Annotated in this window: 17 protein-coding genes; 7 read left to right on the forward strand and 10 right to left on the reverse strand. The window is 50.8% G+C overall.

Annotated features, from left to right (window positions below):
• Positions 1-115: 115 nt before the first annotated feature.
• The gene (locus PsWM33_RS09875; RefSeq protein WP_063286587.1) at positions 116-379 is read left to right on the forward strand and encodes a hypothetical protein; all 264 of its coding nucleotides are present in this window, start codon (positions 116-118) and stop codon (positions 377-379) included.
• An 86-nt stretch (positions 380-465) separates the two neighbouring features.
• Here the strand turns inward: PsWM33_RS09875 and PsWM33_RS09880 are convergent, their stop codons facing one another.
• From PsWM33_RS09880 to PsWM33_RS09890, 3 genes are all read right to left on the reverse strand, one after another.
• Entirely contained in the window at positions 466-921 is a 456-nt protein-coding gene (locus tag PsWM33_RS09880; protein WP_063297302.1) for a hypothetical protein, read from the reverse strand.
• A 161-nt stretch (positions 922-1,082) separates the two neighbouring features.
• Positions 1,083-1,559, reverse strand: a complete 477-nt coding sequence (locus tag PsWM33_RS09885) for a hypothetical protein (protein ID WP_063300107.1) — start codon at positions 1,557-1,559, stop codon at positions 1,083-1,085.
• A 127-nt stretch (positions 1,560-1,686) separates the two neighbouring features.
• The gene (locus PsWM33_RS09890) at positions 1,687-5,325 is read right to left on the reverse strand and encodes a hypothetical protein (RefSeq protein ID WP_063300108.1); all 3,639 of its coding nucleotides are present in this window, start codon (positions 5,323-5,325) and stop codon (positions 1,687-1,689) included.
• Between the two features lie 225 nt (positions 5,326-5,550).
• On the opposite strand from PsWM33_RS09890, the gene asd reads away from it, so the two are divergent.
• Both asd and PsWM33_RS09900 read left to right on the forward strand, forming a co-directional pair.
• On the forward strand, positions 5,551-6,444 hold the full coding sequence (gene asd / locus PsWM33_RS09895; protein WP_063294170.1) for an archaetidylserine decarboxylase: 894 nt from the start codon (positions 5,551-5,553) through the stop codon (positions 6,442-6,444).
• A 91-nt stretch (positions 6,445-6,535) separates the two neighbouring features.
• Positions 6,536-7,333 carry a phytanoyl-CoA dioxygenase family protein gene (locus PsWM33_RS09900; RefSeq protein WP_057461629.1) on the forward strand — a complete coding sequence of 266 codons (798 nt, stop codon included), beginning with the start codon at positions 6,536-6,538 and terminating at the stop codon, positions 7,331-7,333.
• Between the two features lie 46 nt (positions 7,334-7,379).
• On the opposite strand, the gene PsWM33_RS09905 is transcribed toward PsWM33_RS09900, so the two are convergent.
• Together PsWM33_RS09905 and PsWM33_RS09910 are read right to left on the reverse strand one after the other, a co-directional pair.
• Positions 7,380-10,037, reverse strand: coding sequence for a hypothetical protein (locus PsWM33_RS09905; protein WP_063300109.1), 2,658 nt, complete (start codon positions 10,035-10,037; stop codon positions 7,380-7,382).
• Between the two features lie 96 nt (positions 10,038-10,133).
• Entirely contained in the window at positions 10,134-10,595 is a 462-nt protein-coding gene (locus tag PsWM33_RS09910) for a hypothetical protein (protein ID WP_063286593.1), read from the reverse strand.
• Between the two features lie 269 nt (positions 10,596-10,864).
• Between PsWM33_RS09910 and PsWM33_RS09915 the strand changes: the two genes are divergently transcribed.
• On the forward strand, positions 10,865-12,181 hold the full coding sequence (locus PsWM33_RS09915) for an MATE family efflux transporter (protein ID WP_244276682.1): 1,317 nt from the start codon (positions 10,865-10,867) through the stop codon (positions 12,179-12,181).
• Between the two features lie 62 nt (positions 12,182-12,243).
• Here the strand turns inward: PsWM33_RS09915 and PsWM33_RS09920 are convergent, their stop codons facing one another.
• Together PsWM33_RS09920 and PsWM33_RS09925 are read right to left on the reverse strand one after the other, a co-directional pair.
• Positions 12,244-12,612, reverse strand: a complete 369-nt coding sequence (locus PsWM33_RS09920) for a hypothetical protein (RefSeq protein WP_063297294.1) — start codon at positions 12,610-12,612, stop codon at positions 12,244-12,246.
• A gap of 150 nt (positions 12,613-12,762) precedes the next feature.
• Positions 12,763-13,698, reverse strand: a complete 936-nt coding sequence (locus tag PsWM33_RS09925; protein WP_063300243.1) for an AraC family transcriptional regulator — start codon at positions 13,696-13,698, stop codon at positions 12,763-12,765.
• 194 nt (positions 13,699-13,892) lie between these two features.
• Here PsWM33_RS09925 and PsWM33_RS27130 point away from each other — a divergent pair, with 194 nt between their 5' ends.
• Entirely contained in the window at positions 13,893-14,249 is a 357-nt protein-coding gene (locus PsWM33_RS27130) for a hypothetical protein (RefSeq protein ID WP_153039921.1), read from the forward strand.
• A gap of 42 nt (positions 14,250-14,291) precedes the next feature.
• Here PsWM33_RS27130 and PsWM33_RS09930 read toward each other — a convergent pair whose 3' ends face one another.
• Together PsWM33_RS09930 and PsWM33_RS09935 are read right to left on the reverse strand one after the other, a co-directional pair.
• Positions 14,292-15,554: a glycerate kinase type-2 family protein gene (locus PsWM33_RS09930; RefSeq protein WP_063294165.1), complete on the reverse strand. Its 1,263-nt coding sequence runs from the start codon at positions 15,552-15,554 to the stop codon at positions 14,292-14,294.
• Positions 15,555-15,731: 177 nt separating this feature from the next.
• Positions 15,732-16,742 (reverse strand): proline racemase family protein, encoded by a 1,011-nt coding sequence (locus tag PsWM33_RS09935; RefSeq protein WP_063286597.1) that lies wholly within the window; start codon positions 16,740-16,742, stop codon positions 15,732-15,734.
• 204 nt (positions 16,743-16,946) lie between these two features.
• Here PsWM33_RS09935 and PsWM33_RS09940 point away from each other — a divergent pair, with 204 nt between their 5' ends.
• Both PsWM33_RS09940 and PsWM33_RS09945 read left to right on the forward strand, forming a co-directional pair.
• Entirely contained in the window at positions 16,947-17,390 is a 444-nt protein-coding gene (locus tag PsWM33_RS09940) for a YqaA family protein (protein WP_063286598.1), read from the forward strand.
• A gap of 187 nt (positions 17,391-17,577) precedes the next feature.
• Positions 17,578-18,252 carry a GntR family transcriptional regulator gene (locus PsWM33_RS09945; protein WP_057461644.1) on the forward strand — a complete coding sequence of 225 codons (675 nt, stop codon included), beginning with the start codon at positions 17,578-17,580 and terminating at the stop codon, positions 18,250-18,252.
• 33 nt (positions 18,253-18,285) lie between these two features.
• On the opposite strand, the gene ubiV is transcribed toward PsWM33_RS09945, so the two are convergent.
• Positions 18,286-19,182, reverse strand: a complete 897-nt coding sequence (gene ubiV, locus PsWM33_RS09950; RefSeq protein WP_063286599.1) for a ubiquinone anaerobic biosynthesis protein UbiV — start codon at positions 19,180-19,182, stop codon at positions 18,286-18,288.
• Position 19,183 lies beyond the last annotated feature (1 nt).

Consider the following 19,183-nt stretch of genomic DNA (forward strand, 5'->3'; position numbering starts at 1 on the left):
TTTGCGGGGGAATAAACCCGCCTGTCTAAGCCAGGTTTCGAACCTCCCGCTCGCCAGTGGGCCGTCGAAAGCTCTATGCCGAGCGGATCTTTCACCGCCTGCTTAGAGGTATGAAATGACGACCAATGGAAATGAGAAAAGTGCCCATATGTCCCTTCGCAATGAAGTGGACCAGCTCAACCTTTCATCCAGCCACCTCAAAAATCTGGTTTATTCCATGAGTGTGGTGATGAGTGAGCGCATGGAGCACACGCAGGAATATGAAGCGTTGCTGACGCTGTTTGATACTGTGCGCAGCCACATAGAAGATGTGCAGGGATGTAGCGAGAAGATATCGGAATTGCTCGAACCTTGCGCGCTGGACCTCACCAAAACCTAACAAGCATAGAGAGCGAGCAGAGGTAGTCCCTCTGCTGAACTTGCCTGAGAGGCAATGCGCTTCTCAGGCTTTTATCTAAGGTTCGCTTAGAACTGCACCGGCACAGTCTCGCCAGTAGAAATCTTACACTCGCCAACGCCGCCATCTGAGAATCCAGAGCTTGGGTTGCTCAAAGTGATCTGGCACTGCATGGATCGAGCAGCGCTGAACAGCACGCCTTTGGCTCTTGAATTGTACGTGGTGGAAGAGCTGGAAGAGAAGAAATCATCGTCGTCATCGTCATAAAAGAACCCGTCTTCGACGCTCTCGGTCTGCTTTTTCTCAGTCACCAGCTTGCCGGTGAAAAACTCGCCGCTGGAAAGCGTAGCCACAGCGGAGGCCGCGCCATCATCAAGGAATTCTTCCGTCACCTGAAAAGTCACGCTCTGGGAGTTCTTGCCGTCTTTGCTGACAACACGTCCCTGCCCAGTTGTGGTGGACTGACAACCCGCCAGAACTGCAACAGCAGCGACGCACACACCGATCTTTAAAATAGTCTTCATTGTAGTTCATCAATCCCGAATAGCTAAATGTCGGTTTTGGCTGTCTGGAAGTCGGTTCATACAAGGCAGTCACCACAGCCAAAAGCCCCTGATCTGGCTGTAGGTCAGGGACAACTTGGTCGGCAATCACAAAAAGCACAGTGTGAGAAAAATTTCGCTCTCTAAAACTCGACTGGGAACGACCCGCCAGTGGAGAGCTTGCACTGCCCAACACCACCATCAGAGAACCCACCAGCCGGATTGGAAAGCGTCACAACACAGCGCATGCTCCGTTTTGCGCTGAACAAAACACCGCGGGCATAAGGGCTGTACGTGGTTGAGAAGGTGGAGACGAAGAACGGCCCGTCGTCAAAGCCGTCAAAATCATCGAAGTCGTTGAAATCATCAAACCCATCATCGAAGTCACTTTCTCCAATGTTGGTGGTCTGGCTCTTCGCAGTAACAAGCTTACCTGTAAACACCTCGCCATCTGGCAATGTAGCTGTTGTCGCTGCTCCGCCACTGCCAAAGAAGCTCTCAGTCACTTCAAAGTCAACCGCTTTACCACCCAGACGACCTTGCCCGGGCGTTGTTGTCTGGCAACCAGCCAAACCAGCAATGGCGACCAGGCACAAACCTGTCGTGAAAAAGCGTCTCATTCTGCGTTCCAATCCCGAATTAAAATGCAAACATGTAGGGGCAGAATTGCAGAGAAATATTGCCAAACGTATTCAAACATCGCTTGCAACAAGCGCTGAAGCATCGGCAAAAATGCACTCCAAAAGCCTATTTTTTCTTGCCTTGACGCATTGCACCTCGTCGCTTGAAAATGCCTTTGCGTTTTTTGGTGGTGTGCTGTTTCAACATCCGTTCCATGTTGGCGATGAGGCTGTTGAGGAAGCCAAACTGCACCTCTGCTTCCATAACCTTGCCTTTGCTCAGGAAGCTCTCAATTTTGTAGGCCCCTTCGCTGGCTGTTTCGTTGTTGTCCAAGAATATGGCCAGATCGTCATCATTCTGAATGACGCTGCGTTGACCGTGGAGTTTGTTGATGGTCTCAACCAGCTCCTCAACTTTGATCTGATACCCCTCAATCTTGGCGGCGGTGCGCTGTCCACGTTCAAAAGCGATGCGCACACTGTCCATCGTAATCTCGGCATTCTCCAGTGCATCTTGAGCAGCGTTTGAACCAAGTTGGGTTACGGCTTGTTTGAGGTAAGCTTCTGCAGTCTTAAACATGCTCTCAAAATTGGAGAGTTCCTCGGCATTTTTGAAGATATCCTTGCGCTTACCGTAAGATTTGAGTTCACGCTGTATCTGCTCAATGCCAATCGCAACGGCTTCATCTTGATCGAGGTTCTGCGCTTCACTTTCTTCTTCTGTAACTGGCAGGGTTGCGGCCTGTAACATCTCTTCAAGGACCGCCACGCATTCGTCAAACTGGGCAAACTGCTTCTCCGCTTCCTTCCCTTCATCTACTTTCAGATGATCCAGCATGATCTGGGTGCAAACCAATGCCATCGCATGAAACTTTGCATAACGCTCAAGAAGAGCCTCATTCCCGTCAAAGCGATCCTGCGCTGCAAATAGCCGCGAAAGCTTCGACTGCCTGTCAGAAACGTCTATGATTAGGTCTGAACGGAGGTTATCCTTCGTGTCGCAAAGTGTATCATAGGCTTCCTCAAAAGCTCTCCGGTCATCCTCAATCTTGTCCATCATGGTTTTGGCAAAGTCGACGAGTTGATCTTTGATCGCTTTGCGAAGATTAGTCAGCGTTTCCTGAGAGGTTTTGTAAGAGCTATCAAATGAAGTCAGGTCGATGTTCCAGGCATCAAACTCAGCGCGTTTTTGATGAATTCCGGCAATAATGTTCTCATAGTATGCCGCACCTTCAGACAAACCATTCAACAATGAGCTCAGGATCTGTCGGCTGTTGTCCTGTATCTTCTGCAGGATGATCAGATCTTTCTTTGCTTCAGAAAGAGATGCACGTGCGCTTTCCAGATCATCACCTGCAAGTGCCGTACTGCCTTCTTCATGATGTTGCATTGCGTCAGCATAGGCAGCTTCCAGATCAGTCACATACTCATCAACACAATGCGGTCGTGCTTGACTGAAAATCGTATTGATAGCGGCGCGGGTCTGATCAAATTGCTGCACCAGCTCAGCCTGCTCCGCACTATGAGGATCAAGAGGTGCCTGTTGCTGCGCTGGGTTCGGTGCAGGCTCAGCTTTTCTTTTCTTTTTCTTCCGCGGTGTCTGCGTAACGCAGCGTTCCAGATTTGCCAGAGCGACCTTGAGATTTCTCAAAATGGCCCGTGCATCCCTCACTTTACCTTCCGCAATCAGCCCTTCCACCTGAAAGGCGAAATCTTTGGCAATACTGTTGTAGCTCAGGAAGTCGTTTTTATGGTCAGGATCTTGCAGAGCGGTCCCTTGCTCATACACAGCATTGATCCGGTCTTTCGCAGCTTCGGCATCTGCAAGATAACCCTCAACTTTTGCAGCAGTATTCGCGCCGCGCTCATAGGCAATTTCCATGGAATCGAGCGTAATACGAGCATTGTCGAGCGCTTCCTCTGAGGCCTCAAACCTCTTCCGTTCCATAAGGACCGATGCTTGCTCGGCAAAGCCTGCAGCCTTGTCATGCAGGTTGGTGTAGATCAGCCGCTCTTCGTTGTCTCTGAAGACACTGCCCATACTGTCATAATCTTCAAGTTCCACATTGATACGTGCAATAGCCTTTTGCAGCATCTCCCGGGCTTCAGCTTCAGTCGCAGCAGTGTTGACCTGCGGCATCCACTGCAAGCTACGGGTTTCTTTCTCCAGTTTTTTCAAACCATTGCGTGAGTTTCCAATAGCCTGATCAGCTTCCTCAACCCGCTGGCCACCCACGCAGGCCTCTGCGTAATCAATAAGTGCAGTCACTTCACCGCAAAGGGCATCAAAGCGGACCAACTGCTTGCCACCAAACTTCTCGTCAGCCTGCGCGTATCTCTCAAAGTCTTTGCGCGTGTCTGCCAGTGGTTCGAGTGTTCTGCGAAGATCCTCAATTTGCTGAGTTTGAATCTGAAGCATTGATTCCGCTTCAGTTATGTAGTCCCGCATGTCAGCCGCACAGTCACGAATGTCCATGATGCTCTCTTGAGCAAGACGGACACTCTTGGCCAGGAGATCGGTACGCGCGCTTAGGATCGCCGTACGGGCAGATTGATAAGCTGCCTCGAAAGAGGGGAAGTTGACACCGTGGTTTTTTACAATATCCCGTTGACCGTTAAGTCCCTCAACAGCGCTTTCCTGAGCGGTGACTTCACCTGAAAGTCTCTTGAGTTCCTCCTCATCGAAACCTTCCGGTGGAGTGATCTCGATTTCTGAAGTTCCAACAACTGCCTGCAACAACACCTGCTGCATCTGCGAAATGAGCTTTTCAGTTTCCTCCAGCGCGTTCTCACAGTCTATGCCGCGGTTGCTGAGAACTGCATCGTTTGCTTTCTTTGCTGCAGCCGCTGCTTCGCCATAAACCTTATCAAAGGTACTTTGCTGCTGTGGGCTATTATCCAATGTGACGCGCTGACCAGCCAGATCTCGAATTTCTCGCTGAGCGATCGACACCTTCAGCAAAAGCGCGGTACCAGCAGCATCCGCGTATCGCTTCGCGCTGTCCATCGCATCTTTCAGAACAGTGTATCTCTCTTTTGCAACTGAGAGCGTCCTGTCGACCTCTGACACCACATAACCGGAGATCGCTCTGTTCATTTCCGTGAAGTTATCTCGCGTCGCGTCATAAGCCTTATCGACTGCAGACAAGTCCACATTCCAGAGCAAGACAGGCTCGCGCTCTTTGTAGACATCCTCAACGCGCTTTTGTTGCAATGCTGCAGTTTTCTTAAGCTCAACCAGCTCCTCAACCGCATTACCGCGCCCTTTTTGATAGGCGGATTGCATTGTCTTCAGGTATTGGTCCGCCTTGTCGGTGTGCGCTTTGATTGCGCCAAGATCCGTGAAACCGTTCTCATCCTCTTTTCCAACCAGATCTTTAGCCAGCTCAATCTGTTCTTCTCCCAACTCCTTAGCTGCTTCAAAAAGATCCTGACTTTCATCCTCTTCGGTAAAGACAGGTTTGCGTTTTCCGGCAACCCTGATGGACTTGGCAGCCTTTCTGAGACGCTTGAAGAGATTTCCGAGTTCCGCATCGTGCGCTTTTTTGCGGGCAGTCAGCTCATCATCTGGTTCCGCATCGGTTTTTTGAGTGACCTCTTCATTACTCTCAGCCGTTGCATCAAGGGAAACGTCATCAAGCGGGATGTCTTCAAATTCACCCTCCTCAGTGGGATCTCCCTCCACCAATGGGAACTTCCATTGCAAACGCCTGTAGACCTTTTGCGCCCAGTGGTGCTGTTCTGAAGTGAGCTTGTTCTCCGGCATAGGAAACTCCGCAACGTGATGGATTGTTGGTTGTAACTTAGTCTCTGATGTTCTGGATTTGAGGCATAATCGGGCGTTTGGCATGAGATTTGAGCGAACTAGTGAAGATAGAATTGTGACCACTTGCAGATATTGAAATAAAACGAATGGTTACTTGCCGCGCGGCTTGCCTTCTCTGAGTATCTCACCTAGTAAAGCCTCGTAATTTGCGAGCAAGGCTGCCAGATGTCTGAGAAACAACCCATTATCGTTATTGACCGTGAAACCGGCACAGAGTTTGAAGAAACGGTTCTGGGGGAGAAGTGGATCCGTTGGGCCTATCAGGATTCCAGCTCAAGCCTGATCGAAAAGCTGTTGTTCCGCTCCGCTGCGCTCAGCAAGGCCATGGGCTGGTATTATGACAGCCCGCTTTCCAAAGGCAAAATCCAGAGCGCGATTGATGAGCTGAACATCGACACAGCAGAGTTTGCAGACCCGCAGGAGAGCTTTGCGTCTTTTAATGAGTTCTTCATCCGTCACCTGAAAGAAGGCACACGCCCGTTCGATATTGGCGCAAACACCATCGTTAGCCCGGCGGATGGTCGTGTATTGGTCTTCCCTAAGTTGGATGAAGACACCTTTACCCCAGTGAAAGGCCATCCATTCTCCATCCGCAAAATGCTGCCAGATATCGCAGATCGCTTTATCGGTGGTTCACTGGCAATCGTGCGCCTGTGCCCGGCAGATTATCACCGCTATCACTTCCCTTGTGCGGGCGAAATTGTTAACGCAAGAGACTTTCAGGGTGCCTACCACTCTGTAAACCCGATTGCTCTGGGCGCTGGTCCAGATGTGTTTGGCGAAAACAAACGCAGCTACACACTGCTCAAGACCGAAAATGCGGGCACCATGTGCTACGTGGAAGTCGGCGCGTTTGGTGTCGGTAGCATTGTAAACACAAAGACTTCCGGCCACGTCGCTAAGATGGATGAAAAAGGCTACTTCAAGTTTGGTGGCTCAACAGTTGTTGTCTTGTTTGAGCCGGGTGCGGTAAACTTTAGCGAAGATCTTGTCGCCAACAGTGCTGCAGGTAAAGAAACTCTGGTTAAAGTCGGTCAGCCCTTCGCAACGGTTGCCTGAGAAAATCTCCAGATCGCCTAGCATAAGTTGTATTTATCCAGCGTGACTCTTCGTCCAGACTGTCGGCTTCGCTAACAGACTGGACGGGGCTATGCCATCTTCACTTATCACTCAGGACCACATCGATACCTACCAGCGCGAAGGTGTTGTACTGATCAAGGGCCTCTTTAAGGATCATGTAGATCTGATCAGGGCTGGTATTGAGCGGAACATGGCAGAGCCGGGAGAATATGCAGCAGAAAACCTGAAGGAAGGCGAGGGCGGTCGCTTCTTTGATGACTACTGCAACTGGCAGCGTATTCCTGAGTTTGTCGAGGTGGTGAACAACTCACCAGCGGCAGAAGCAGCAGCAGACCTGATGCAATCCCAAACCGTTCAGATGTTCCACGACCACGTACTCGTCAAAGAACCGGGAACCTCCAAAGCAACGCCATGGCATCAGGATGGACCCTACTACTTTGTTGAGGGACAGCAAACCGTCAGCTTCTGGTCGCCAATGGACGCGGTAACCGGCGCCACCTTGCGCAGTGTTGCTGGCTCTCATCTTTGGGAAAAGCCCGTGCTGCCAATTCGCTGGCTGTCCGAGCAGAACTTTTATGGCGACAGCGACGAGTATATGCCAATCCCGGACCCTGATGCAGAAGGCATGCCGATCCGCGAATGGGAGATGGAACCGGGTGATGCAGTCGCGTTCAACTATTACACGCTGCACGGCGCACGCGGTAATACCACTGAACAGCGCCGCCGCGCATTCTCACTGCGTCTGCTGGGCGACGATGCCCGTTATATCGAACGCCCGGGCCGCACATCTCCGCCATTCCCGGGTCATGATATGAAGCCAGGGCAAATCCTGCGAGAAGACTGGTTCCCAATCATCTACAAGCGTTGACGATTAAAGATCAGGAGTGCAGTCAGTTGACCGCACTCCCCAAGCTTTAGCTCCTACCAGCATTCAGAGCGTCCGGCTTGAACTCCAGCACCCAGCACGTTTTCAGATGACCTTTCCGGAAGACGTTTCTGGTTTCGCTGTGATACTGAACCTCACGCAACTCCAGAAAATCTGGCAGCTCATCCTGAGCATGGCTGTTCTTGGCGAGCAGCTCACCCCACTCACGTGCCAGTTTGCTTGGCTTATCGACAATCTCTGCACCCAAGCTGATTTCACCTGTTGGCTTCAGGATCAATTGCGTCCGCGTTTCCGGTTGTAATAAAGCCCGCAAGGAACCTGTCAGCCCCGGAAATTCATCAGGCGTCTCCTGAGCTGTTGCGCTTGCTTCCTGCGTTTCCGGATCTTCAACTGTAACTGTTGTGTAATCTGGTTTGGCAGGTTCTGGAGCCGTCTTCTGCTTGACAGAAATCAGATACTCGCTCTTCTTGCCTCCTTCAGGACGCGTGATGGAAACATCAAACAAAGCGACCCAAGGTTGCTCTGAAATCCATTTCTGGATCTTCTTCAGGCTCCCACCCGATTTTTCAATCCGTGCATGAACGTCATCGCGAACATGCTCCATCAGCTTATCCAGCGCAAAATGAGCCTTGCCAAAACTCATCAGCAGGCCATTACCTTTTGTGCTCAAGAAGGTGTCCAGACGCTCTCTCATAGAAGAAAGCTCGCCGGATTGCTTGGTTTGACTGTCTTTCAATTCATTCAGATTGACAGTCAGCGATGCGAGGTTTTTGGCAGCAGCTTGCGGCAGCGCTCTCATCTTGCCGATTTCTGACATGGTATGAGAGGTCGGCTTGTATTCAACCACCCAGGCTGGCTCAAGCATATCGTTCTCAATCAGGAAGCCTTCAATCTTGTGATAGCGAACCTGCTTCAGAATGAAGTAGTCTGGCAACATGGCCGAGATGTTATCACCCCGTTGCTTAGCCGCTACGAGCGTACTGCTCCAAGCCATCGCCAGATCACTTGGCTTTTTAACGATCGGCAGTTCATCTACGCCATCCTCACCAGTCGGCACCAGTTTCAGGGCCTCCATCATCTCATTGGAGCGCAGGCCATTCAAAACCAGTTGAGGTTTATCGCGCAACTCACTCTTCGTCAGTCCCTGCTGCGGAACCACATCACTGTTGTCGAAGAATGTACTGTTGCCTACTGTTCTCGGAGCAGGATCGTGACGCAGCTCTGTGTTGATGTCGTAATATCCGCCATCTTTCTGAATGGAAACGGAGATCAGCGCCGCCCACGGCTGCTTAGCGATCCATGCCTCAGTCTTCTTGGCGCTGTGATGGTCCGCCAGATGCTGCTCAGTCAACTGCGATGCCACCTCACGTAGGCTGGCCAACGCGTACTGCGCCCGGCCATTCTCATGTGAGAGGCTTTCTGTGCTGGAAAGGATCGCATCTCCAAAGCTCATGGCAGCCAGCAAATCATTGCTGGCATTCAGCGCTTCGCCCAGCTGCTTGGAAGTTGCCATTCGATAAGCAACAACATATTTCTCGATATCATTCAGATAACGCACATCCTGCTCGGTCACAGCGTGTGCTCTGGCAGTATCGACTGCTTCACTCAAACCCTTGCTAAAAGCATTCTGGCGCAAGAGCGTGTTGACATCGCCAACAACTTCTTTGTTCAGGGCCTTCAAGTTCTGGCTCAGGAACACCAGCAGCTCTTTGTGATTACTGGATAAATCCTCTGGTGCAGCCAGTGCTGCGACCTTCAGGAAGGCAAGGAAGCGAGGATCATGAGCGGCATCTTCAAAGATTTGCTTGGCCAACGCACGTGCATCATTGTCCAGCCCGGTTCTAAACTGCATACGCAGATATGTGTCAGCCTTGTCTTGAGCCATACCCAACAGACCTGTGATCAGTCGTTGCTTTTTTGCAGCTTCCGGTCCTTCATGTGCAGTACCTGTCGGGTCATTGATAAAGGCCGTTTTCTTTTCTTGATACGCTTGGAATTGCTGCTCAAGCTCCGGGCTCACCGCCAAATCCAACTCATGCATAGCCAGCATTGCCGGATGTGGTTTTAACTCTAATGGTTCGCTGCGTGGCTGAGGTGCAGATGGTTGCTCAACAGTCTCCAACTTAGGCTGCCCAACAGCTTGGGACGTGCCGTTGACAGCAGCCGTCTGGCTTCCCTCAGGCTTGGGAGTGTCAACAATAACGTAATCGCTCAGATCAGGATCTGATGTCATGTGATCAAGCGTGTTCGCATGTGCAGTGAGCGGGGATTCTGCTTCGGTTGGAACTGGCTTTGCACTCTGCTGTGAGGACGCCTCGGTATTACTCGCACCGTGCCCCATCAACTTCTCTGGAGGTAATCGGTAGCCTTCATAGCGAAGCTTCTTTGCGGCGCGTGACATTCCATCCGTCGGGTTAGATGGTTCACCCTCCGGTTTATGATGCTTGTGATAAGCGAGTGGGCGCAATTGAGGGTCTTTCGCCCCGGCCTTTGCTGGACGGCTGTGCTTTGTAGATTTTCCGTTCAGCTCATCCAGCTGATCCAGCAAGCGATGCACATTCTTTGGCTCGGCATGGCCCAGCATATGCCCTTTATGAGAACTGGTTGTTTTCTTAGGTGTGGCCCCTTGTTGGTCTGGATTGACCTGAGGCTGCGAAATTTTTGAATGAATTGGAGAACGACCCACGGGACACCTCATAAATTCCCGGTGTTGGCCTCCATTGTTCAGGAGTGCCGGAACACCAACGTGAAAACAGTAAATTCCATTGATTTGTCAGAGTAATCAGGAACCAATGATCACCATGTCTGAGCCGTACTTGGGCAAAGGCACATGGATTACATCGTCTGCGCTCTCTTCAGCAGAAGGCTGCGCGCGCTCCAGTCGTGCGTTTGCATCAAGCAGCAGATCAAACGCTCTACGCATAAGCTCAACGCCACCACCCGTAGAAACCTCAGTCCAGTGAGAAACGCGCTGTCCGGTGATCGACGCGATGATATGTGGCTGAGTGAATGCGTTGCCGTTGCTTTTCAAAAGCATGAGAGCCTGGTCAGCAGAAAGGTCAACCTTGCGCAGACCACTCGTCAGTGCCATCATGATAAAATCCTCATGATGTTGGCACAAAATCAGATGACTGCGCTCATCGACGCAGAAGAAATAGGCACCATTACACGGCTCTGGCAGGTCCAGATCAAAACTGGACGAAAACGCCCGAACCAACTCATCAAATGCAGTCGTCTCAGCCATGGCATACTCCTCACCATGAGTGGAAGAGATCTTGGAATGAAGATCTCAATGCAGTTGAGATTGGCACTTCTACAGAGGAGATACTGTGCTGATCGGAACAGTTACTTTCAGAAAATGTAGAAAAACGGAGGCAGGTCGAGAGCTAAGGTAAAGTATAGGTTGAATTACTTATTTTCATCTATCACCCTCATGGGAACGGTGTATGCTGGCTAAGTTAAGTTCCTACCTTTTCTCCGGTAATCCATACTTCGATGATTTCGTTTAAGCATATGTATTTGCGGGCATTACCGCTCTTCCTCACCGGCAGCGCTGCCTTGTTCACCAACTGGACAGACACTTACGTCTCCAGCTATTTCGGTGCACCCGCTGTTGCCGCGGTCGGCATCTGCGGCATGATGTTTTATGTCCTGTTTTCATTCTCCAACGGCTTTTCCATCGCAATCCAATCCTTCACTGCTGGATTTCTGACCAGTCGAGAAAACAACGAAGTGTTGGATGCGTTTGTGATCTGTCTGATCTTGGGCGTAAGCTTTGGCTTCTTGCTAACAGCAGCTTCAATCTATTTTCTCGAAGACATACTTGTTTTTATGAATCCGGACGCTGAGGTTAGAGAAGCCTCAAGGCGATACCTGGAATTCCTCCTCTATGCGACGCCGTTTTATTATATGTGCGGAGCCTCCCGCGGTCTCCTTATTGCTGTCGGCAAAGCGTGGACCGTCTCCTACATCGGCATTGGAACGCAGATCGTGAATGCCGTTGCAACTGTCATGCTGGCATTCGGTTGGGCTGGAGCTCCTAAACTGGGAATTTCAGGAGTTGGGTTCGGTACGTTTATCGCATTTGCGCTTGCAGCGGTCTTCTATGTGTCAGCAGCACTACAAGAGATCTCGCAGCAAAAACTGAGGCTTGGAGTCTTGTCTGTGCCTTTGATCATCGAGATTTTGAGGAAGGCAATCCTGTCAGCCTCTCAAAGCACAATCTACGCTCTTGGGATCTTTTCAAGCTACTGGATTGTCGGGCATCTCAGTGTTTTAGCTTTGGCCGTCTATCAGGTTATCACTCAGGCAACACTCATCCCGATTTATGTGGCAAATGCTTTGGGAAGCGTCGCGATCAGTCAGGTAGGTCAGGCAGTTGGGGCAAAAGACCTGTCGGGAGCCCAACAGGTTGGTCTGAAGATGATCTCAGGTGCTGCATATCCCATTGTGATCTACGCTCTGCTCGTCATGGTGCTCTCTGAGGATGTCCTGACCCTTTTGCTGGGAGAAGCATTGGATGAACCGCAACTCATTATGGTGTTCACTCTCTCCTGCTTAATCTTGCCAATCAACATTGCGGGAGCAGTGATGAACTATGTTCTGCAAGGTGCCCAACTGTTCGGGCGAGCCTGGACAGTCTCAGCAATCACGCAATGGCTTATATTCTTGCCACTGGCTTATGTATTCGGCGTCTCAATGAGTTCCGGACTGGCAGGTGTAATCTTCGCGGACTTTATTTATCGCGTTGGCTTGTTCCTGATGCAATACAGTTTCTGGAAAGGCTATTCCGAACTTGCATTGGCAAGAGCTTCAGCAAAAACGGGATAAACCGCAGGCCTCTTTCAGACACCTGCGGTTTATTGGCTGGGCAAGCAGTGGAGGGCTTTGCCTCAAGCTGTTGCCATCTCAGTCTCTGGTTTGTGCAAGCTCACAACAATCGCAACCGCCAAGCCGTTTGCGAAGTAGTAAGCGGCGTCCAGGCCGGTAAAGCCGAAGAGGAAAGGAGCCAACAGGAAGAGCGCACCAACTGCTCCATCAACGGCCAGATGTAAACTGTAAGGCAGCACACGGAGCACACCGAACTGATGATCTGTCAGAAGCGTCAAGATCAACGCTGCTGCGCCTGTGCCAACCGATAGCCAGAGTGCCAATGGGTTGGCTGCTCCAAGACCAAGAATGAAGGGCAAACCGATCAACGCAAAGGCAACGGGATAATCCAGATAAGCATGGATGCTTTTTGTAACGAAACGGAGGGACATGACAGGGTTCCTTTTTGACTGTGTCGGTCTTTCGTTTTAGGCACAGTCAGATTAGGAGAAGCCCCCGTTTTGCTCAATTTCAGGACGTTCAAAGAAATATGCAGATCGTTCAGAATGGATATCAATATGGAACAATTAAGCTGATTTTATTCAATGAGATGTGCGATACGCTGCTGGTGTTAAACCCACTTCCTTTTTGAAAACCCGCGTAAATGCAGATTCAGAAGCATACCCGGCAAGCGCTGCCACTTCAGACACGCTCATCTGATCATCAACCAAGCCCTGCTGAGCAATCTGCATGCGCCAACTGGTCAGGTATTGCATGGGCGTAAGGCCCATCTTGCTGGAAAACTGCGTCGCAAATCCTGTTCGCGAAAGACCTGCCTCCCGCGCTAGACCCTCTACACTCCACTCGCGCGCAGGCGCCTTATGAAAGGCTGCCAGCGCTCTACTCAACTGCGGATCAGCAAACCCGGCAAGCCCGAGGTGCTTTTCACCTTCCTGCTCAATGAAACTGCGCAGTGCCTGAGCAAACAAAACCTCAGTCATTTTTAGTGCGATCAGATCACCGCCAAGGCGCGTGCCATGTGTTTCATCTCCGATCAGCCGCAGTGTAGCCTCCATCCAACGCCCAGCAGCTTCACCGTAGTTTGATATATGGATGTAATCAGGCAGCTGATCAAAGATGAGATGGCGAGCATTGCGAGCTAGCGAGATGTGACCACAAATTAATTGCGTCTCACGTTTATCCTGCTCTCCGCCGTAAACCAACACACCTTCGCCGTTGTAACCGGAAAGCTCCAGAACACGATCCAGCGGCAGGATGACTTCCTCTTCAGAGCGCCCGCAATAGATGTCATGCGCAGCACCATGAGGAACGATCAACAAGTCACCTTGAGCGAGCAACACCTTCTTGCCGGTCTCCTTCACCCGCACCATGCAATCCCCTCGGTGGGCAAAGTGAAAGCGGGCTACATTCTCAAAGGAAGGCACGGCAACGCCCCACGGCATCGTAAAGGAGGTGCGGAAGTAAAGCGTGCCTTTGACGGAAAGGCGGGTGAGGATGTCACTGAGCGTATCAAGCATCATCCAATTATGGATGAGAGGTGCTTAAACGTCTACTGCCCTGAACGATCTGATCGATATTGCGAATGATCTACATTATCTGAAATCGTATTGGCGTGTTGTAAGCTTATCTAGTTTCACAAAAGTCAGCGTTACTCGTCTTAGCTTGCGAAGCAAAATGCTTCTGTCTGTTAAACAGAATAAAGAAGAAAAAAATGAAACTAAGACAATATTGCCACATTACAGCGCTGATTATTGTAACTGGGCTGACAGCGATGCCAACAACACCTGCGTATGCTGCATCCGATCACGTACTTGAATTCCGATTTGGTGGCAGGGGGCGTAACCCAGTTGTAGACACCATGCGCAACTATATCTTGGGATGTCTGCCCAACAGAACACGGATTGAAGGTGAGAACCCTGTAGCGGCGGCAGGTCCATGGACTGTTAGAGTTCCTGCGATTCAAGGTCGTGAATATTCGAATGCAGATGTTGAACGTACCCTTATGAGTCAGGGATGTGCTCGCGTTCGTCCAATAAAAGTTGAGGGCGTCAGAGCCTGGGGTCCTTAATTTGTTGCCCGAGGCTCGCAGAGACTTAAAGAGCTTCGGGCACTATCTTATCAAGATCGCACGAAAATCGTTCACGTTTGTCAGAGTTGGGCCAGTGATGACGCTGTCGCCAATTGCTTCAAAGAACCCGTGCCCGTCATTGTCAGCAAGTGACAGCCGCGGATTGATCTCCTTGCCCCAGGCTCTTTGTAGGGTAGAGGGATCACAGTAAGCCCCTGCAATCTCCTCAATCCCGTCAACACCGTCTGTATCTCCAGCGAGCGCGTAGACACCCTGCTGGCCATCTAATGCAACCGCCAGTGAGAGCAAGAACTCCACATTCCGCCCTCCACGACCATTGCCCTTGAGCGTGACTGTCGTCTCACCACCAGAAAGCAACACACAAGGGGCTTTGAACGGCTGTCCATGCGAGGCAACCTGCTTGGCAATCCCGGCCATCACAATACCTACATCCGTAGCCTCACCCTCAACGCTGTCACCCAATATATAAGCTGGAACACCTTGTTTCTCGGCAACAGATGCTGCGGCTTCCAGCGCCAACTGCGGTGTAGCGATCATATGCGTCTCAACAGATCCGAGGTGCAGGTCGCTTTTATCCGGTGTTTCACCAACGCCACTTTCAAGAACCTCCAATGCTCTTACAGGCAACCCAATCTTATACCGCTCCACAATCGCCATCGCATCTGCGCACGTGGTTGGATCTGCAACCGTTGGGCCAGACGCAATGTTAATCGGATCATCACCCGGAACGTCGGAGATCAGTAGATTAATCACTTTAGCAGGATGGCACGCAGCAGCCAGACGTCCCCCTTTAATCTGCGAGAGATGTCGCCGCACACAGTTCATTTCGCTGATCGTAGCGCCACACCGCAACAGCTCCTTGTTGATGCACTGCTTGTCTTCCAGCGAAAGCCCCTCAAACGGCAAAGGTAGGAGCGAAGAACCGCCACCGGAAATGAGGCAGAGAACTGTGTCATCAGCAGAAAGATCAGAAACAAGCTTCAACATGCGCTTGGCACCAGCCAATCCCGCGTCATCAGGCACTGGATGCGCAGCTTCAATAATTTCGATGGACTTGCAGGGAACGTTATAGCCATAACGAGTGATTACGAGACCGCTGAGATCTCCTTGCCAGTTATCTTCTACGGCCCGTGCCATGGCTGCAGAGGCCTTCCCTGCACCAATAACGATGAGCCGTCCTTTGGGAGTGTCAGGTAAGAACTTCGGGATACATTTCTCAGGTTGAGCGGATTCAATGGCCGCATGAAACAGGCCACTCAGAAAACGCTTAGGATCAACTGCCATTGCTGATCACCCCCGATTGCTACCGAAAAGTTTCGGTTATCTTTTTGAATTTCTTCGTATTTTCTAGCTTTAACCCGCAGGCATTTCCAGCAAAAAACAACAGGCTCCGCTCTCTGGTGAGAAAGCGGAGCCTGTTATTTTTCGAAACTTCATCGAAACCTGAAAAACTACAGAGAGTTATCTCAGCAGGAAGCCGTTACCAACAGGGTCATCATTTTCCCGCCAGAAGGTTGCTTCTCCGCTGTAATGTGCTTTGCCTGCTACCTGCGCGATGATTGCATCATGTGGTCCGCATTTGGCATCCGCGAAATAAGTGCCTTCAAAGCTTGTTGCAATCAGGCTCTCAAATCGCCGCGTCTGCCCTTTGCTAATCAGACCCTTAGCGGCTTGTGCAGCCAATCGTGCGGTTACACCGGACCCGGTTGGGCTGCGGTCTACCTGGCTGTCAGCAAACACGCAGATGTTCGCAGTTGGGTCAGCGCTGTAAGCGTCATTTCCATCTGTCAGGATAGTTCCATACAGGAATGCAAGATCAGCATCATCCGGATGCTGAAGCGTCACTGCTGCACGGATAGCATTGCTAACGGCGTTTGCAGCATCAACCAGATCACGTGTTCGGGATTTCTGTACATCCAAGCCAAACGCAGAAGCAGGCGCCAGACCATAAAATGCGCCTCCATAGGAGACATCGACGGTCAGCTCACCCATGCCTTTCACATCAACCGTCACGTCGCGGGAGTGAAGGAATGCTGGCACGGAATGGAAGGAGACTGCATCAGGAACACCGTTATCGACCTCGACGGAAGCAACAACCAACCCACAAGGACATTCAATGCGCACTTCAGTGATGGGCGACTTGGCCTCAACCAGCCCATGATCAATTGCGTATCGCCCCAGAGCAATCACCGCATGACCACACATGGTGCTGTAACCTTCATTGTGAATGAAGAGCACACCAAAATGAGCATCCAGGTGAGACGGTTCAACGAGGATCGCGCCGTACATATCGAAATGACCACGAGGCTCAAACATCAAAAAATGCCGGAGGTGGTCAAGGTTATCTCGTGCATAGCGACGCTTTGCCAAAATGGTGTCGCCGGGGATCTCCGGATAGCCGTCGGTTACAATACGAAGCGGCTCGCCGCCTGTATGCATGTCGACAACACTTATTTTCTGTTGTTTATCCATGTTCTCCCCCAGAACTAGTCGGAATGCCTTATTTCCGAATTGTTTGTGTTAGCATAGAGCTCCTTCAGCGCTTTCCATTTAATTAGTTGCAATTGATCGGAAAAATGCGCTCAAGCAAAACGAGCCCCTTCATAGCGTGCACAGGAGGATGGCTCAATATGCTGTGAAATATTACTGCTCAAGTGATTTGGAGTTTTTCTTAAGATGCTCGTGGCTCTTGGTGTTTATGGTGGCTTGTTTGCGTTTTCATTTCTAGCTGCCACGCTAGCTCCGGGCTCATCAGAGGCAGTCCTCAGCGGCTTGTTACTAGCGGGAGGCTGGGATCCGGTGATCTTGATCGCATCGGCTTCGCTGGGCAATGTCGCCGGCTCAGTGTTCAACTGGTATTGCGGACGTTTTCTGTCTCACTATAAAGACCGGTCGTGGTTCCCGGTAAAAGAGCATCAATTCAAGCAAGCTGTGCGCTGGTTTAAGCGATATGGACAAGCCTCAATGTTGCTCGCATGGGTGCCAATCATTGGCGACCCACTCACACTCATTGCCGGCACTTTGCGCATGAAATTCATGAACTTTCTGGTGCTGGTCGCAATCGGCAAAGTTGCCCGATACCTGTTTGTGTATTACGCAGTCACGTTTTGGCAGGGATAACCCACGGATTAAGCGTGGTTTTAAATAATCAATTCTGATTAGAGTAAATGGCCGAACCCTATGGGTTCTATAGATAAAATTAATTTTATATGTGCAATGCAATTTATCATGACTTAGCGGAAATATCGACAATGCAGAAGGGGGGTGATAGAGAAAAACGATCTTTACTCGAACTCACCTTTTGGAAATGCCTTCGTCCACGTCTAACGTCTCCATCGCTTATCGCAAACTGAAGCAAGCAATCCTCGAAAACCGGCTCGGTCCGGGTACGCAGGTGCTCGAGCAGGAAGCGGCTACCCAGCTGGAAATGAGCCGTACGCCAGTGCGTGAGGCCATGCTAATGCTGCAGAAAGACGGGCTCGTGGAAATGCGCCCGCGTCAGGGTATGCGCGTTCTTCCAATCACCGTCGGCGATATCTCAGAGATCTATGAGATCCTTGAAGTTGTTGAAGGACTTGCCATTCGCAAGCTTGCTGAAAAGCCAATTAGCGAAAAGCAGGCGCGTGCACTGGAGGACTCTGTTACCCTGATGGATCTCTCACTTGAACGTGGAGACCTCAGCGTTTGGACATCTGCTGACAAGAAGTTTCACGAGGATGTCGTCAAGTTTAGCGGCAACGTGCATCTGGAAACTGTCTTCCTACAGCTCTGGGACAGATCGCAACGCGCACGCAACATGCTGCTGAAAGCGCATGGTGCCCCTGTCAACTCCGCGCAAGAGCATTGGGAGCTGTTGAAGTTCATCAAAGAAGGCAAAGCGGCGGAAGCTGTCGAGTTTCAGAAAAGCTTGCGTGCTGAGGCCGCAGAGCAAATCTGTAAAATGATCTTTGACGTGATGAGCGGAATGGTCCCGTCAAACTAAAAGCGGGACCGAAGCCCCGCCTTTCCTGAAATCTTAGTCTGCTTCCCAGAGGTGTCCGGGTTTTCCGGTCACATATCCGTTTGCCAGCGCACCTGGCAGCTGTTGTGTTTGCAGACGTGCTACGGCCTCGGTACTTTCAATCTTTCCGTCAACAAGATCACGATAGATCTCGGCAATCGCAATCATATCAATATCATGCGGTGAAAGACGCAAGCGGCCAACGCCTTTTGTCAAAAGCTCGTCGCGGCCAAGCGTGATGGCTTGAACACTGTGAGACAGTGTCTGAATACCATTCGCTGCAAGAAACTTCTGATCATCCAGTGTCGTCACATCCATGCCGTCAAGATCACGGTCACAGATGAACTGACAGTTATCTTTATGCAGCTTGTGAGCGCGTGCATGGTAGCAGCGACCAGAGACAGCCAGTGGCAGACGACCAAATGCAAACAGCTCGATGGTGAGATCTGGCAGAGCCTGCGCAATCGCTTCAACAGACTTGATCGGCAGTTCAACGGGCGGGCAGAACGTTTCCATACCCAGGTTTATGAGAACCTTCGCTGTCTGCTCATTGTAGATGTTGAGGAACGGCCCACCAACGAAAGGTTCACCAGAGCGTTTATGAACACTCGCAATATCGTTAGCTTCTACCAGTTCGCAATCTGCTGAAAGGGCATTGATGGACTTACGATCACGCATGGTGACGGGCAGCGCAATCGTTGAGAAGACAACTGTTTTACCTGCATTGGTGAGGCGCTCATAAATCTCAGGCCACACCTTGTCGTTAAACGGCATGCGTTTGCCACAAATAACTTCGCCAATGTAAACGCGCTCAACTGGAGCTTCATCTGCTACACGCGCATAAAAGTCGACGAGTTTTTCGTTGGACCAGTTGAAGAAGTTAGGACCAATGGAAAGTTCGATCTTGCTCATG

The organism is Pseudovibrio sp. WM33 (assembly GCF_001623165.1).
Taxonomy (GTDB): domain Bacteria; phylum Pseudomonadota; class Alphaproteobacteria; order Rhizobiales; family Stappiaceae; genus Pseudovibrio.

What these genes read in the sequence shown, in the direction of transcription:
- PsWM33_RS09930 (WP_063294165.1), bottom strand. Translation starts at nt 15,554, where the DNA reads ATGGCAGTTGATCCTAAGCGTTTTCTGAGTGGCCTGTTTCATGCGGCC.
- PsWM33_RS09875 (WP_063286587.1), top strand. Translation starts at nt 116, where the DNA reads ATGACGACCAATGGAAATGAGAAAAGTGCCCATATGTCCCTTCGCAAT.
- ubiV (WP_063286599.1), bottom strand. Translation starts at nt 19,182, where the DNA reads ATGAGCAAGATCGAACTTTCCATTGGTCCTAACTTCTTCAACTGGTCC.
- PsWM33_RS09900 (WP_057461629.1), top strand. Translation starts at nt 6,536, where the DNA reads ATGCCATCTTCACTTATCACTCAGGACCACATCGATACCTACCAGCGC.
- PsWM33_RS09885 (WP_063300107.1), bottom strand. Translation starts at nt 1,559, where the DNA reads ATGAGACGCTTTTTCACGACAGGTTTGTGCCTGGTCGCCATTGCTGGT.
- PsWM33_RS09910 (WP_063286593.1), bottom strand. Translation starts at nt 10,595, where the DNA reads ATGGCTGAGACGACTGCATTTGATGAGTTGGTTCGGGCGTTTTCGTCC.
- PsWM33_RS09890 (WP_063300108.1), bottom strand. Translation starts at nt 5,325, where the DNA reads ATGCCGGAGAACAAGCTCACTTCAGAACAGCACCACTGGGCGCAAAAG.
- PsWM33_RS09940 (WP_063286598.1), top strand. Translation starts at nt 16,947, where the DNA reads ATGCTCGTGGCTCTTGGTGTTTATGGTGGCTTGTTTGCGTTTTCATTT.
- PsWM33_RS09925 (WP_063300243.1), bottom strand. Translation starts at nt 13,698, where the DNA reads ATGCTTGATACGCTCAGTGACATCCTCACCCGCCTTTCCGTCAAAGGC.
- PsWM33_RS09935 (WP_063286597.1), bottom strand. Translation starts at nt 16,742, where the DNA reads ATGGATAAACAACAGAAAATAAGTGTTGTCGACATGCATACAGGCGGC.
- PsWM33_RS09945 (WP_057461644.1), top strand. Translation starts at nt 17,578, where the DNA reads ATGCCTTCGTCCACGTCTAACGTCTCCATCGCTTATCGCAAACTGAAG.
- PsWM33_RS09915 (WP_244276682.1), top strand. Translation starts at nt 10,865, where the DNA reads ATGTATTTGCGGGCATTACCGCTCTTCCTCACCGGCAGCGCTGCCTTG.
- PsWM33_RS09920 (WP_063297294.1), bottom strand. Translation starts at nt 12,612, where the DNA reads ATGTCCCTCCGTTTCGTTACAAAAAGCATCCATGCTTATCTGGATTAT.
- PsWM33_RS09880 (WP_063297302.1), bottom strand. Translation starts at nt 921, where the DNA reads ATGAAGACTATTTTAAAGATCGGTGTGTGCGTCGCTGCTGTTGCAGTT.
- asd (WP_063294170.1), top strand. Translation starts at nt 5,551, where the DNA reads ATGTCTGAGAAACAACCCATTATCGTTATTGACCGTGAAACCGGCACA.
- PsWM33_RS27130 (WP_153039921.1), top strand. Translation starts at nt 13,893, where the DNA reads ATGAAACTAAGACAATATTGCCACATTACAGCGCTGATTATTGTAACT.